This window comes from Streptomyces sporangiiformans (genome assembly GCF_005768555.2).
Lineage (GTDB): Bacteria > Actinomycetota > Actinomycetes > Streptomycetales > Streptomycetaceae > Streptomyces > Streptomyces sporangiiformans.
Genome location: NZ_VCHX02000069.1, coordinates 42,426 through 56,664 on the forward strand (window position 1 = coordinate 42,426; position 14,239 = coordinate 56,664).

The following is a 14,239-nucleotide window of genomic DNA, read 5'->3' on the forward strand; positions in this document are numbered from 1 at the left end:
GCGTCAACGGCTACGGCGGAACTCGACCGCAAAGGTTGGCAGTTCATGGCAGATCGTGGATGAGATATCCGTTTTGTAGCTAAACCTTGTGCGACCGACTGGTCACAGAGGGTACCTTCGTGCCCGCCGGAAACAGACGGGACATGATCAACTCGCCCTGGCTCCGGCATGGTTCGACGGTTCGCGAGAGAGGGCCCGGCCATGGCGTCGTCAACGACGACCTCGTCGTCCCAGTCACCTCGGCCTCCGCGGCCGAACCTCGCCTTCAGGCAGCTGCGCGGGCAGCGCTCGCCGGGCGAGTTCGCCGCGGCGGTGCGACGGGCCGCCCGGGAGATAGGAGAGCGGGTCAGCTGCGACGCGCGCTATGTGGGGCGGGTGGAGGCAGGGGAGATCCGCTGCCCGAACTACGCGTACGAGCGGGTGTTCCTGCATATGTTCCCCGGCCGGACACTGGCCGACCTGGGGTTCGCGCCCCGCTCATCGGTACGCGGACGGGGGGCGCGCGCAACCGAAGATCCGCCCCCTTCGCGTACCGGGATCCCGGCGTACGCGCCACCTGAGACGGAGGGGGCGTACGAGCCGTATGACACCTACGACTACGAGTACGACCACGACACACACGAGCACCAGCACCAGCACCAGCACCAGCACCAGCACCACGATCGGAACCACGAGGAGAGCGACGTGCAGCGTCGCGCATTCATGACGGGCGGCACCGCCACCGTGGCGGCCGCCACCCTGGGCCCCCTGGGGCTCGCGTTCGGCGGCGTCGCCGCGGCCGCGGACCGTCCCGCACACCGGTTCGGCGAGGCCGAGGCGGGCGCCCTCGAAGAGGCCGTACGGCACATCCGGCTGCTCGACGACCGGCACGGCGCCGACGGGCTGTACAAGAGGGCGGCGGCTCCGATGCGAGCCGCGTACGCCCTGCTGGACGCCGGGGCCACGCGACCGGCGACCGCCGAACGGCTGCACGCGGGGGCGGGTGAACTGGCCATCTCCGTGGGGTGGTTGGCGCACGACTCCGGGCGCTTCGGCGACGCGCGCTCGCACTACGCGGAGGCGCTCGCGACGGCCCGCATGGCGGGGGATCCGGCCCTGGAGGCGCATGCCTTCTGCAATACGTCCTTCCTGGCGCGCGACGCGGGCCGGCCGCGCGAGGCGGTGCGGGCGGCGCAGGCCGCGCAGCGTGCCGCACGTCCGCTGGGCTCGGCCCGGCTGCTGTCGCTGCTCTCGATGCGCGAGGCGGGCGGCTGGGCCGGGCTCGCCGACCGCACCAGCTGCGAACAGGCGCTCACCCGTGCCCGGGCGCTGTACGACCGCGGGCCCGGTGACGCCGATCCGGAGTGGATGAGCTTCTACGGAGCGGCCGAACTGGCGGGCCTGGAGGCCCAGTGCTGGTCGACGCTCGGCGACTGGCCGCGCGCGGCCCACCACGCCCGGCGCGCGACGCGGCTCCAGGATCCCCACTTCACGCGCAACCTCGCGCTCTACACGGCCGAACTGGCCGACGATCTGGCCCGGGCCGGGCATCCCGACGAGGCCGCCGCGGCCGGCCTGCGCGTGCTGGACCTTCTGGATCAGGTGCAGTCGTCACGGGTCCAGACGATGCTCGCGGGCACGGCCCGGGTGCTGCTGCCGCACCGCCGTGCGTCGAGGGTGTCGGACTTCCTGGAGCGGCACGCGGCGCTCGCGCGGACGGCGTAGGGACGCGCGGTCCACCTCTTGTCGAACTGTGGTTGTCGCGCCGTCAGGCCGTGTCCAGGTGCCCGCAGTCGTTCCAGGTCTCGATCGCCGGCTCTCCATAGGCCCAGCCGAGCACCGAGAGGGATGTCGGGTTGAGGCGGATCCGGGCCGCGAAGTCCAGATCCAGGCCGAGCCAGCGGGCGGCTATGGAGCGCAGGATGTGACCGTGCGCGAAGACGAGCACGTCGCGGTCGAGGGACCGTGTCCAGGCGACCACCTCGTCCGCGCGCGCGGAGACCTCGGCAAGGGTCTCGCCCCGGGGCACCCCGTCGCGCCAGATCAGCCAGCCGGGCCGGCGCGCCTGGATCTCGGCGGGGGTCATGCCCTCGTACGCGCCGTAGTCCCACTCCATGAGCGTGTCCCAGGCGGTCGCCCGGTCGCCGAATCCGGCGAGTTCGCACGTCTCACGCGCGCGTGCCAGCGGGCTCGTCCGCACCTCGGCCGCCGCGAGCCCGCCGAACGGCGCCCGCTCCAGGCGCTCGCCGAGCAGCTTGGCGCCGCGCCTGCCCTCCTCCAGGAGGGGAACGTCGGTCCTGCCGGTGTGCTTGCCGGACAACGACCATTGCGTCTGTCCGTGCCGGGCCAGCAGGATGCGCGGTGCCATGAAATGCCTCTCCGGGACGAGTACGGGACGAGTACGGGACGTATATGTGGCATGTACGTGACGTACGGCGGGCTTGGATCGCTCCATCATCGCGCACGCCCCCGCGGGGCAACCCGCCGGGCGATCTCTGCGTCTATGACCACCAGGGCGCCCCGTTCAGGCGTTCGCATACACCGTAGATTGAACGTCGGGCGTGGCACACCGGGCCACGGGACAGAAGGGGGAGGGCGATCGGATGCGGCGGACCGATGTACCGGGCACCGAGGCGGTACTGCGCGCTCGACCCCGCTGGTGGACCGAGCTGCCGCTGATCCTGCTGGTGTACGCCGCGTACTCGGCCGGCCGGCTCCTCGTACGGGGCGACGTGGCGAGCGCCGTCGACCACGGCCTGGGCATCCTGCGCATAGAGAAGGCCTTCTACCTCAACGCCGAGCATCCGCTGAACCGTCTCTTCACCCGCGAACCCTGGATAGGCATACCCGCCGACTTCTGGTACGCCTCCCTGCACTACCTGGTCACGCCCGCGGTCCTGGTGTGGCTCTTCCGGTCCCGCGCCGTGCGCTACCGAGCCGCCCGCGCCTGGCTGATGACCTCCACGTTCATCGGTCTGATCGGCTTCACCCTGCTGCCCACCTGCCCGCCCCGGCTGCTGTCGGCGGGGCACGGCTTCGTCGACACGATGGCCCAGTACAGCGACTACGGCTGGTGGGGCGGCGAGGCGAGCGCGCCACGGGGGCTCGGCGGCATGACGAACCAGTACGCGGCGATGCCGAGCCTGCACGTCGGCTGGGCGCTGTGGTGCGGCGTGATGCTGTGGCGGTACGGCCGCACACCGCTCGCCAAGACCGTGGGCGTCGCCTACCCGTTGATCACCACGCTCGTGGTGATGGGCACCGCCAACCACTACTTCCTGGACGCCCTCGCGGGCGCGCTCGTGATGGGCGCGGGACTGCTGCTGACCGCGCCGGTGCTGCGGCTCGCGGACACGGCGCGGGCGCGGCTCGGGGTCGCGCGTCTGGCACCCGTCACCATGGTCTCTCGGGGCACAGGTTCCTCAATTGTCAGTGGTGGATGCCAGACTTCCCCGGGTGAGCGAATTCCCCGACAGCGCAAGGCCAGTGCCACCCCGGGCGCCGAGCTGGGAGCCGAGCAGGGAGCCGGTCCCGAAGCGAGTCCCGCCGACGCGGGGGACAGCGCTCCGGCAACGGCTCGCTGAGCTGCGCGGACCCGCGGTCCCGCCGCAGCCGCTCGACGCGCGCGCCCTGGCCGCGCTCGCCGCGAACCCCGGCTGCAAGCGGCGCGCGATCCTCGACGGCGCGGGGGTGAACAAGGCCACGCTGGCGAGCGCGCTGGGCTCGCCGTCCGCCTTCGGGCAGTCGCAGTTCGCGTTCATGCGGGGCAATGCCTTCGAGGCGCGGGTCAAGGCCGACGGGGGCGCGGAGTTGCTGCGGCTCGTGCACGAGAGGCTGGATCCGGGAGCGGTTCCTCCCCAGGGTGCCGCGGTCCCCGACCTCACGGCCGTAGGCCCCGAGGGGCGTGCGGCCCGTACGGCGCTGGCGCTGCGCGAGGCCACCGAGGCCGGGGCCTGGACGCTGCTCGACCATCCGCTGCTCGCCCTGGACGTCGCGGGCTCCCCCGCCTTCCTGGAGCCGGACGCCGTGGTGGTGCATCCCGACGGGAGCTGGACGGTCGTCGAGATCAAGTCCTTCCCGATGCTGGACGGTTCGGCTGACGCGGCGAAGGTGGGCGCGGCCGCGCGGCAGGCCGCGGTGTACGTACTGGCGCTGGAGCAGGTCGCGAACCGCCTCGGCGCGGACCGGCTCGGCGCGGACCGGGTCGTCGCGGAGCCGCAGGGGCGCGCCCAAATCAGCAATGTCCGGCACCGGATCCTCCTGGTCTGCCCCAAGGACTTCTCCAACCTGCCGGCCGCGTCCGCCGTCGACGTCCGCAAGCAGCGCTCCGTGACCCGCCGTCAGCTGGACCGTCTCACGCGCATCGAGGACATCGCCGACTCCCTCCCGGACGGCACCTGCTTCGCCCCCGACCTCCCCGCCGCCGACCTGACCGCCGCGGTCGAGTCGGTCCCGGCCACCTACGCCCCCGAGTGCCTCGCCACCTGCGAACTGGCCTTCCACTGCCGCGCCCGCTCCCGCGCCGACGGGGCGGTGACGTCGCTGGGGCGCTCGCTGCGGGCGGAGCTGGGCGGCCTGACGACGGTCGACGACGTGCTCGCCGCGGCCCGCGGAACGACCGGCGACCCGACGGACCCGGCGGTCGCCGCCCTCCGCAGAGCGGCGGAACTGCGGGCGGAGGCCCTGGGCAGCCGGTCGCCCGGGCACGACCGGTCGCTCGACCACAAGGGGACGCCATGTCCCTGATCACCACCCTCGCCCGCCTCGAAGCCGTCGACACCGGGCGCGCCCAGCCCCTCGCCACCGTGCGGCACCGGCATCTCTCCGAGCGGCCGCTCGTCTTCGTGCCGCTCACCACCGCCGGGGAGGCCGGGGCTCCGCTCGGCGCGCTGGTCGGCACCGACCGCGACGCACCGCGGCTGCTCGTCGTGCCGCAGCCGCGGGACCGGGATCTGCGGTTCACGTTTCTCGCCGAACTCGCCGATGTCGTACTGCCGTACGTCGACGCGTACGGGGACGCGGTCGAGGCCGCCGAGCGCAGCGAGACCGACCCCGAGACGGGCAAGCGGGTCAAGGTCGAGGTCGAACTGTGCGCGGACGCACCGCAGCTGATCGTGCCGAGCCGCGCCGGCATCGATTTCGTACGGCTTCTCGGGCGCTCCATGCGCTTTCGGCGCACCGCGGAGCAGGACCCGGAGACGCCGCATCCGGCGCCGCCGCGCGTGCCGCTGCTCGGGCGGTGGCTGACGCACTTCGGGGAGCGGGCCCGGGTGCCCGGCTCCGCGCTGCTGCTCGCCCTCACGGACGTACTGTCGCGGCACTGGGCCACCGGTCAGAGCAGCCTGGAGGACCAGCACCTCGGTGCCCTGCTCGCCTGGATCGCCCCGCCCGAGGGCGAGCCCGGTGCCGAGGCCGCGCTGCGGGCCGAGTTGCAGCGGGACGCCAAGGGGCAGCTGCTGTGCCCGCCCGCCGGACCCGCCACCGACCCGGCGTTCGACAACAAGCTGCTCGCCCCGGCCATCGAGCGCTACGACCGCGCGCGTACGGCGCTCGGGGCCGCCGAGGACGGCCTGGAGGCCGACGACCGGCTCGGTGAACTCACCGCCGCCGAGCAGCACATCCGCGACCTCGTCGAGAGCCGCACCCGCCCCACCTGGGACGCGGTGTGGCGCGGACTCGACCTCCTGCGCGGGCTGCCCGAGGGTGCCCACGCCGCCGACCGCTGGACCCGCGACCGCTGGTCGTTCACCGGCCACCGCGACGGCGTCCTCGCCGGAGAGCCCCCGCAGCCGCGCCGCGACGACGCGGTGACCGCCGCGAACAAGCTCGCCACGCGCGAGCGCGAACAGGCCCGCCTGGAAGCCCAGGAGGCCCTCGACGACCCGCTCGTCATGGCCGGCCGGCGGCTCGCGGGCGAGGCCTTCGCGGGCGAGGTCACGGACGTGGTCATGGCGTACAGCGAGAGCAAGCGCCCCAGCCCGCGCCCGCTCGTGACGATCCGCACGGACGACCGGCCGCACCTCGGCGAGCGCGCCAAGGTCTACCGCTCTCTCGGCGGAAAACCGCAGTCGGCGGAGTTCGTCGAGTACGTCGAACGCGAAGACGGCGACGGCGACGGCGACGGCGACGGCGACAGGGTCCGGGGCAGGGGCGAGGACGGCGGCGCAGACGCCGGTACCGACGCCGACGAGGCCGCGGCCGGCCTCAGCGTCGTCCTGCGCATCGTCGACAAGATGGGCCGCGGCAAGGAGCCCGAGCCCGGATCCGTCCCCGAGAAGGGCGACCAGATCTGCTTCACGCTCTTCGAGCACGAGCAGCGGGGCGGCGCGAAGCTGCCCGACCCGGAGGAGACGCCCTGGACCCACGGCGGACCGCCGACGGAGTCGACCGAAGCGGCAGAAGCGACCGGGGCGACTGGCAGGACTGGCGCGGCAGCAGCGGCGCTTCCGGAGCCCGACCCGGTGACCGAGGAGGACCTTCTGTGACCCCCGCCTCCCCGTCCCCGTTCGATCCCGGCGCCGAGGCCGCCCGCGCCACCGGCGCGATCCTGCGCGACACCCTGCACGGGGCGCACCGCGGGGTCGTCGTGGACTCGCCGCCCGGAGCGGGCAAGTCCACGCTCGTGGTCCGGGCGGCGCTCGAACTGGCCGAGGCCGGGCGCCCGTTGATGGTCATCGCGCAGACCAACGCGCAGGTCGACGACCTGGTCCTGCGGCTCGCCGAGAAGAACCCGGAGCTGCCCGTCGGCCGCCTGCACAGCAGCGACACGGATCCGTACGACAAGGCGCTCGACGATCTCCCGAACGTCCGCAAGTCCGCCAAGGCCGCGGACCTCTCGGGGCTGGACGTCGTGATCTCGACGGCTGCCAAATGGGCCCATGTCAAGGGCGTCGAGCCCTGGCGTCACGCGATCGTCGACGAGGCGTACCAGATGCGCTCGGACGCGCTGCTCGCCGTCGCCGGGCTCTTCGAGCGGGCGCTGTTCGTCGGCGACCCGGGCCAGCTGGACCCGTTCTCGATCGTCGGCTCGGAGCAGTGGGCGGGTCTGTCGTACGACCCCTCGGCGTCCGCCGTGACGACGCTGCTCGCCCACAACCCCGAGCTGCCGCAGCACCGGCTGCCGGTGTCCTGGCGGCTCCCCGCGTCGGCGGGGCCGCTGGTCTCGGACGCGTTCTACCCGTACACCCCGTTCCGCAGCGGCACCGGCCACGCCGACCGCCGGCTCGCCTTCGCGGTGCCGTCGGACGGTTCAAGCCCCGACCGGGTCATCGACGAGGCGGCCGAGACGGGCTGGGGCCTGCTGGAACTCCCGGCCCGGCACACGCCCCGTACGGACCCCGAGGCGGTCCGCGCCCTCGCCCAGGTCGTACGCCGTCTCCTGGACCGGGGCGGAGCGGCCACGTCGGAGCGGTCCCCCGATCCAGCCCCGCTCACCGCCGACCGCATCGCCGTGGGCACGGCACACCGGGATCAGGCGGCGTCCGTCCGCGCGGCGCTCGCGGAGCTCGGCGCCGGTGGGGTGACCGTCGACACGGCGAACCGTCTCCAGGGCCGCGAGTACGACGTGACCGTCGTCCTCCATCCCCTCTCGGGCCGCCCCGACGCGACGGCCTTCCACCTGGAAACGGGCCGCCTGTGCGTTCTGGCCTCCCGCCACCGCCACGCCTGCATCGTCGTCTGCCGCGCCGGAGTGACGGACCTGCTGGACGACCACCCGTCCACGGAACCGGTCCAGCTCGGGGTCACGGTGAAGTTCCCGGACGGCTGGGAGGCGAACCACGCGGTGCTGTCACATCTGTCGGAACACCGGGTGTCGTGGCGCCCGTGAGCGGGACCGCCGGCCGGCGACCCCGCATGCCCTCTTGCGGGGTCAAGGGACAATGGACGGTGGCCCACTACAAGGACGGGTCGCACACCGTACGAGGAGGAGAAGTCATGGCGGAGCCCACGCCGCGCAGGAACGAGCCGCGGCTTCGCCCTGCGCCGCTGCTCTTCGAGCCCGCGGAGGCCGCCTCCGATCCGGAGCATTTCTTCGACCTCGAGTCGATCGACGATCCCCGGGCGCTGCTGTCCCGTGCCACGGAGCTGACGCACGCGTTCCGCGCGGCCGCCGACCGGGCCATCGAGTACCAGGCGATCGCCGCCGCCCAGCTCGCCGACCCCCGCCGGTTCGACCGGCTCACCCCGGCCGCCATCGCCGAACGTGCCGAGTGGACCGAGGACTACGCGAAGAGGATGGTCGAGTACGGGCGGGAGCTGCTTCGCGGGGCGGACGGCAACGGGCATGGAATCGGCGACCTCACCTGAGCCCGTGAGCCGACGACCTCACCTGAGCCCGTGAGCCGACGACCTCACGTGAGCCCGTAAGCAGGCAACCTCACGTGAGCCGGTGACCTGAGGCCAGGAAAGGCCCTTGGCATATGCCGGGCGGGCAAGGTACCCCACATCCACCCCTCCCGTCCCCATTTCCGGCAACTCTCGGGAGTCAGTCGCTCACCGCCGGTAGATGTAGGCGACATGAGCGGCATGAGCGGCACACGGAATCCGGCACGCGCCGTCCCCCAAGGAGCACACACCCTCACACCGGAGGGAGCCGCCTGGCTCGCCCGCGCGATCAGGCATCCATGTGGCAGGCTCGCCGCCCTGGAGGACCCGCCCGGCACCCCCGCGGTCCTGCCCTGCGGTCACGCCTTCGACGTCGTCAACGCTCCCGTGATCTTCGGCCGCCGCATGCTGGACCGGCTGTGGGACGAGGGCCCGGGCTCGGGCCCGGTGGCCACGCACCGGGGGCGGATACTCCTGTTCGCCACCCCGGGCACCGCGCAGCGCCTGCCCGCGCTCCTGCGGTGGGAGGAATGGGGCTCCGACGGCGGCGCGGGCCGCAGCGGCGCGATCCCGCCCCTGCTCTGCCACGGCCAGGGCGACGCGGTGACGATCCCGACCTTGAGCCCGGCGCCCGCACTCGCACCCGGGCCCGCGCCCGCCGAGGCCGAGCCCAGACCCTCCGAGCCCGAGCCGGTCCCCCCGCCCACCACCGCCCGCTGGCTCGTCGCCCCCGACACCCTCCGGCCCTGGCTGCCCGGCCCAGAGGTCCTGCTCTGGGCCGCCGTACGGGCCGCTCGCCCAGCGCGGATATCGATTTTTCCTCCCGCCGAACAGGGTGCTAAGGTCTACGACGTCAGCAGGCGCCGCTAGCTCAGTTGGTTAGAGCAGCTGACTCTTAATCAGCGGGTCCGGGGTTCGAGTCCCTGGCGGCGCACGATGGCGATGGCGAGGCGGGTTCGCGTAAAGCGCGAACCTCCTCGCCATCGTTGTTTTCGCGCGGCTTCGCCGCGCCCTGCGAGGGCTCCGACACCCACACCCCCGTGACGCAGGCAGGAGTGTCCCCCTATGTGAGCACTCACCCCGCCGAGATCGTCACCGTCCACGCGCCCGAAGGCGTGCGGTCCTCCACCTCGATCCGCACATCCTCCCCCGGCACCGTGAAGCTCTCCCCGAGCCCCACCGGCGCGTCCGCGAGCGGCGGATACACGGACCTGTCCCAACAGGCCTCGGAGGTGGGGTGCGCGTCGATGACCTGGATGGGCCCGCCCCCGGACGCGGTCTCACCGCGTACGCGATAGACGAGCACACCCTGCGAACAGACCGCCTCGTCGTTCCCGACCGGCCCCCGCGCCTCGAAGGCGATCGCACTGCTGCGCCCGGTGCGAACCACCGCCAGCTTCGTCCCGCCGCCCAGCCCGAACCCCACCTCCCGCGCCTTCCGCACCTCCCCCGCCGCCCCCGAGGCAGCCGTCGCCGCCGCCATCGAGGCAGCCGTGGCCGGCCCCGCCCCCAATGGCTCCAACGTCAACCGCGCGCCGCCCGCGTCACCCGCCCCCTCCACACACGCCACCTGCCGGGGGGCCAGCCAGCCGAGCTTCCACTTGTGCCAGCCGAAGAGATCGGGCGCGAGGCCGAACTGGCTGCCCATGAGGTCCCAGTCGCCGACGTGCGTGTCCCAGTCACCCTTGCCGTCCGTCGGCCGGTGGTAGAGATCCGGCAGGTCGAAGACATGGCCGGTCTCATGGGCGAGAACCAGCCGGTCCGGCGGGTGCTTCTCGAAAACCGTGACGACGCGGCGGATGTCCTTGCCGTCGGCCCGCAGCGGCGTGTCCAGGTTCACCACCTTCGTCGCGTCCGAGTCCACGCCGGGCGCGTCCGGGTCGGCGACAAAGTAGACGACGTCGTAGCGCGAAAAGTCGACACGCCCGTTGGAGACGGCGAGGGCGTCGCGCAGGTACGCGGACCGTCGCGCGGAGTGCCAGTCGCGCTGTATGGCGTACGCGGTGGAGGCCCGCGGCATCCGGATCCACTCGCGGACCGGGTGCGGGCGCAGGGTGAACTTGCCGTAGGAGGCCTGCTCGAAGAAGCGACTGGTCGCCGGGAAGTAGTCGCCCTTCAGGTCGGTGGGCCTGGTCAGCGGCTCGGAGTCCGGAAAGGACAGGAAGACCATCACGGCGTCGAGGCGGCGGGCGGGGCGCGGATAGGAGGCGTTCCAGGTGTCCAGCCCCTCCGAGTGGTGGGCGTCGGTCCGCTTCAGCGCGCACGGAAGGGAGCGGGTCACGGCGATCGAGGGGCCCGTCACCAGGGAGGTCGCGGCGAGCGCCGCCATGGACGTGAACACGGCCGCGGGACCACGCCAACGAGGTCTCATCCCGGCACGGGCGAGCCCCTTGAGGGTGAGCGGACGCGGCACATCGACCTCCGGATGCGGAATTCGGGATACCGCACCCAGCTTGTGGGTTTTTGATCACAGTCACCCTGTTTGCCTGCACCAGAAGGGTGAGAGGGACCGACAACCGGACGACCCGCAGGTCGACACCCCGAGTACTCACGGAACGTCACAAGTGATCGCGTGATGAAGGAACCCGTCCAGGTGCGGGCAGAAACGATCTGTCGCATGCGCTCGTTGTTCCGGAAGACTGAGCAGTAGCTGGAAGGCCTTACGGACAGCCTCTATGATCGGCACACTTTCCTGCGTGGACACGGCCAGAGCGGCCGTCCACCTCCGGCCGACCACCCGACGAGACCTGTACGAGAACGAGTGCACAGCGGGAGCGAACGGTGAGCGGAACGTCCGATGGACCGGCGCCTGCGGCAGACCTCGCCCGGTCAGTCGTAACAGAGAGTGACAACGAGTCACCTCCGCACGAACGGACGCCCCCTGCTGCCGCCGCCCGGACGCAACCGGGCGTCGAGGCCCGCACCTTCCGCGCCACCTTCGCCGCCGCGCCCCTCCCGATGGCTGTCGTCGACCGCGAGGGCCTGGTCGTCACGGCCAACGACACGCTGGCCGCGCTGCTCGGCGCGGGCCCGGACGGCCTCACGGGCCGGATCGCCGCCGACCTGGTGGACCTGGCCTCCGACGCCCGCACCTGGCACGCCTACCGCGAGGTGCTCCGCGGCCGCCAGGCCAGACTTCGCTGCACCCGCCGGCTCAAGCATCCCGACGGCCACTCGCTCTGGGTCCAGGTCACGGTCTCGCCGCTGCCCGAGGAGGAGCGCGCCGTACTGCTCTCCGTCTCGGACATCAGCGCCCGCCACGAACTCCAGGCGCGCCTGAGGCACCTGCAGATGCACGACCCGGTGACCCGGCTGCCCAACCGCACCCTGTTCTTCGAACGCCTGTCGGCCGCGCTGGAGCCGGAGGCGTACGAGGAGTCCGGCACCGGCAGGATCGGGGTGTGCTACCTGGACGTCGACGGGTTCAAGGCCGTCAACGACACGCTCGGCCATCGCGTCGGTGACCGGCTGCTCGCGGCCGTCGCCGAGCGGCTGACGCGCTGCGCGGACGAGGCCGGGTACGCGAGGACGGCCACGCCGCTGGTCGCCCGGCTCGGTGGCGACGAGTTCGCGCTGCTGGTCGAGGACTCCACGGGTACGGAGCAGCTCGCGGAGCTCGCCGAGTCCGTACTGGGCTCCCTCCAGGCGCCCTTCGACCTCTCCGGACAGCGGCTCTCGGTCTCGGCCTCGATCGGGGTCGTCGAGCGGCGCGCCGCCGGCACCACCCCGACCGGTCTGATGCAGGCCGCCGACACGACGCTGTACTGGGCAAAGGCCGACGGAAAGTCCCGCTGGACGCTCTTCGACCCGGAGCGCAACGCCCACCGCATGACCCGCCAGGCGCTCTCCTCCGGCCTCCGGCCCGCCATCGAGCGAGGTGAATTCGCCCTGGAATACCAGCCGTTGGTCGGGATGGAGGACGGCGGCGTCCACGGAGTCGAGGCGCTGGTCCGCTGGAACCATCCCCAGTTCGGCACCTTGACGCCGAATCGGTTCATCGGACTTGCGGAAGAAGACGGCTCGATCGTGCAGCTCGGACGCTGGGTGCTGGCCACCGCCTGCAAGCAGGCGCGCCGCTGGCAGCTGGACCATCCGGACGTGCCTCCGGTTTTCGTGAGCGTGAACGTGGCGGTGCGTCAGGTCTGGGACTCGGATCTGGTGGCGGATGTCGCGACGATCCTCGCGGAGACCGGACTCGCCCCGCACCTGCTGCAGTTGGAGCTCACCGAGTCGGCCGTGATGGGCTCCGCCGGCCGCCCGCTCCAGGCCCTGCAGGCGCTCAGCGACATGGGCGTACGCATCGCCATCGACGACTTCGGCACGGGGTACTCGAACCTCGCCTACCTCAGCCGCCTGCCCGTCTCCGTCCTGAAGCTCGACGGGTCCTTCGTGCGCGGCTTCCAGTACGAGGACGCGGGCGACCGTTCCAACCCGGCCGACGAGGTCATCGTCGAGGCTCTCATCCAACTCGCCCACCGTCTGGGCCTGACGGTCACCGCCGAGTGCGTGGAGACGTCCGGCCAGGCCTCCCGCCTGCGCCGCATCGGCTGCGACACCGGTCAGGGGTGGCTGTACTCGCGTCCGGTGGCGCCGGATCGTATCTCCGCACTCCTGACAGCGGAGGACTGCCCGCAGACCTGACCCTGCTCAGGCCCGACCCTTCTCAGGCCTGAGCCCGCGGCAACCCGTAGGCATCCGCGATCAGTTCGTACGAGCGCAGGCGCAGGTCGCTGTTGTGGGCATGGCTGGTGATCATCAACTCGTCGGCGCCGGTGCGCTTGTGCAGGTCGTCGAGGCCGGAGCGGACCTCGTCCGCCGTGCCGTGGATGACGTTGGAGTTCCAGCTGTCGATGAACTCCCGCTCCATCGGGCTGAATTCGTAGGCCTCGGCCTCCTCCGGGGTCGGTACGAGTCCGGGGCGGCCGGTGCGCAGGCGGACCATGTTCAGGGCCGCGGCCAGGATCTGGCGGCGGGCCTCCTTCTCGTCGTCCGTCGCGAGCGCGGAGACGCCGATGAGCGCGTACGGCGCGTCGAGGGCCTGCGAGGGCTTGAACGACTCCCGGTAGAGGTCGAGGGCCGGGATCGTGTTCTGCGCCGAGAAGTGGTGCGCGAAGGCGAAGGGGAGGCCGAGCGATCCGGCGAGGCGGGCACTGAAGCCGGAGGAGCCGAGCAGCCAGACCGGTGGACGGTGCGCGGACTGGACGCCGCCGGGAGAGGTGCCCTGGATGGGGCCCGGGACCGCGTGGACACGGGAGTAGCGGTGGCGGTCCGGGAAGTCGTCGTCCAGGAAGCGGGTCAGCTCCGCGAGCTGCTCGGGGAAGTCGTCGGCGCCTTGGCCGACGCTCTCCGTGCGGCGCAGGGCCGCGGCCGTGGCACCGTCCGTGCCCGGGGCGCGGCCCAGGCCCAGGTCGATACGGCCCGGGGCCATGGCTTCGAGTGTGCCGAACTGCTCCGCTATGACGAGGGGGGCGTGGTTGGGCAGCATGACGCCGCCCGAGCCGAGGCGTATGCGGGTGGTGTGGGCGGCCAGGTGCGCGAGGATCACGGCCGGGGACGAGGAGGCCACGCCCGGCATCGAGTGATGCTCGGCCACCCAGTAGCGGTGGAAGCCGCGGGACTCCGCGAGGCGGGACAGCTCGACGCTGGTACGGAGGGCGTCGGTGGCCGTGCGGCCCGCTCCGACGGTGACCAGGTCCAGGACGGAGAGGGGGACGGGGGTGGATCCCTGCGCCGTGCCTCGGATCTCGTCTGCCGCCATGGTGAATGCCTCCTGTTCGGTACGCCGCGGGGTTCGCGGTCCCCGCGGCAACTGAACAGGGGGCGGTCTTGGTTTGTTCCGCCCCCGCCGCCCTTACCCGTCCCATCCTGTTCCTGGGGGCTGCGCCCCCAGACCCCCGCTATCGGCCTGAACGGCCTCGTCCTCAAACGCCGGACG

At 72.4% G+C, this 14,239-nt stretch carries 11 protein-coding genes and 1 tRNA gene; 9 read left to right on the top strand and 3 right to left on the bottom strand.

From position 1 onward, the window contains the following. The first annotated feature begins 201 nt into the window (after positions 1 to 201). Positions 202 to 1,704 (top strand): NsdA family TPR-like regulatory protein, encoded by a 1,503-nt coding sequence (locus tag FGD71_RS06440; protein WP_119099411.1) that lies wholly within the window; start codon positions 202 to 204, stop codon positions 1,702 to 1,704. 43 nt (positions 1,705 to 1,747) lie between these two features. On the opposite strand, the gene FGD71_RS06445 is transcribed toward FGD71_RS06440, so the two are convergent. Continuing rightward, positions 1,748 to 2,347, bottom strand: a complete 600-nt coding sequence (locus tag FGD71_RS06445) for a histidine phosphatase family protein (protein ID WP_119099412.1) — start codon at positions 2,345 to 2,347, stop codon at positions 1,748 to 1,750. Between the two features lie 235 nt (positions 2,348 to 2,582). Between FGD71_RS06445 and FGD71_RS06450 the strand changes: the two genes are divergently transcribed. The 7 genes from FGD71_RS06450 (at position 2,583) to FGD71_RS06480 (ending at position 9,238) form a co-directional block, all read left to right on the top strand. Next, complete coding sequence (locus FGD71_RS06450; RefSeq protein WP_119099413.1) at positions 2,583 to 3,563, top strand: phosphatase PAP2 family protein; 981 nt, start codon at positions 2,583 to 2,585, stop codon at positions 3,561 to 3,563. Then, the gene (locus FGD71_RS06455) at positions 3,466 to 4,725 is read left to right on the top strand and encodes a hypothetical protein (protein ID WP_420878243.1); all 1,260 of its coding nucleotides are present in this window, start codon (positions 3,466 to 3,468) and stop codon (positions 4,723 to 4,725) included. The genes FGD71_RS06450 and FGD71_RS06455 overlap by 98 nt, the downstream gene beginning before the upstream one ends. Beyond that, a complete protein-coding gene (locus FGD71_RS06460; RefSeq protein ID WP_119099414.1) occupies positions 4,716 to 6,464 on the top strand; it encodes a hypothetical protein in 1,749 nt (582 codons plus the stop codon). The genes FGD71_RS06455 and FGD71_RS06460 overlap by 10 nt, the downstream gene beginning before the upstream one ends. Continuing rightward, positions 6,461 to 7,807 (top strand): AAA domain-containing protein, encoded by a 1,347-nt coding sequence (locus tag FGD71_RS06465; RefSeq protein WP_119099415.1) that lies wholly within the window; start codon positions 6,461 to 6,463, stop codon positions 7,805 to 7,807. The genes FGD71_RS06460 and FGD71_RS06465 overlap by 4 nt, the downstream gene beginning before the upstream one ends. A gap of 107 nt (positions 7,808 to 7,914) precedes the next feature. Further along, positions 7,915 to 8,286 (top strand): hypothetical protein, encoded by a 372-nt coding sequence (locus FGD71_RS06470; protein WP_119099416.1) that lies wholly within the window; start codon positions 7,915 to 7,917, stop codon positions 8,284 to 8,286. Between the two features lie 219 nt (positions 8,287 to 8,505). Continuing rightward, a complete protein-coding gene (locus FGD71_RS47265; protein ID WP_162931044.1) occupies positions 8,506 to 9,174 on the top strand; it encodes a hypothetical protein in 669 nt (222 codons plus the stop codon). Beyond that, positions 9,165 to 9,238, top strand: a tRNA-Lys gene (locus tag FGD71_RS06480). The genes FGD71_RS47265 and FGD71_RS06480 overlap by 10 nt, the downstream gene beginning before the upstream one ends. Before the next feature lie 141 nt (positions 9,239 to 9,379). Here FGD71_RS06480 and FGD71_RS06485 read toward each other — a convergent pair. Further along, the gene (locus FGD71_RS06485; protein ID WP_420878242.1) at positions 9,380 to 10,645 is read right to left on the bottom strand and encodes a M6 family metalloprotease domain-containing protein; all 1,266 of its coding nucleotides are present in this window, start codon (positions 10,643 to 10,645) and stop codon (positions 9,380 to 9,382) included. Between the two features lie 440 nt (positions 10,646 to 11,085). Here FGD71_RS06485 and FGD71_RS06490 point away from each other — a divergent pair, with 440 nt between their 5' ends. Further along, positions 11,086 to 12,945: a putative bifunctional diguanylate cyclase/phosphodiesterase gene (locus FGD71_RS06490; protein ID WP_119099417.1), complete on the top strand. Its 1,860-nt coding sequence runs from the start codon at positions 11,086 to 11,088 to the stop codon at positions 12,943 to 12,945. A 22-nt stretch (positions 12,946 to 12,967) separates the two neighbouring features. Here FGD71_RS06490 and FGD71_RS06495 read toward each other — a convergent pair whose 3' ends face one another. Continuing rightward, a complete protein-coding gene (locus FGD71_RS06495) occupies positions 12,968 to 14,062 on the bottom strand; it encodes an LLM class flavin-dependent oxidoreductase (RefSeq protein WP_119099418.1) in 1,095 nt (364 codons plus the stop codon). Between the last annotated feature and the right edge of the window lie 177 nt (positions 14,063 to 14,239).

Coding starts and splice junctions, on each gene's coding strand:
- FGD71_RS06440 (WP_119099411.1), top strand. CDS start 202: ATGGCGTCGTCAACGACGACCTCGTCGTCCCAGTCACCTCGGCCTCCG.
- FGD71_RS06445 (WP_119099412.1), bottom strand. CDS start 2,347: ATGGCACCGCGCATCCTGCTGGCCCGGCACGGACAGACGCAATGGTCG.
- FGD71_RS06450 (WP_119099413.1), top strand. CDS start 2,583: ATGCGGCGGACCGATGTACCGGGCACCGAGGCGGTACTGCGCGCTCGA.
- FGD71_RS06460 (WP_119099414.1), top strand. CDS start 4,716: ATGTCCCTGATCACCACCCTCGCCCGCCTCGAAGCCGTCGACACCGGG.
- FGD71_RS06470 (WP_119099416.1), top strand. CDS start 7,915: ATGGCGGAGCCCACGCCGCGCAGGAACGAGCCGCGGCTTCGCCCTGCG.
- FGD71_RS47265 (WP_162931044.1), top strand. CDS start 8,506: ATGAGCGGCACACGGAATCCGGCACGCGCCGTCCCCCAAGGAGCACAC.
- FGD71_RS06495 (WP_119099418.1), bottom strand. CDS start 14,062: ATGGCGGCAGACGAGATCCGAGGCACGGCGCAGGGATCCACCCCCGTC.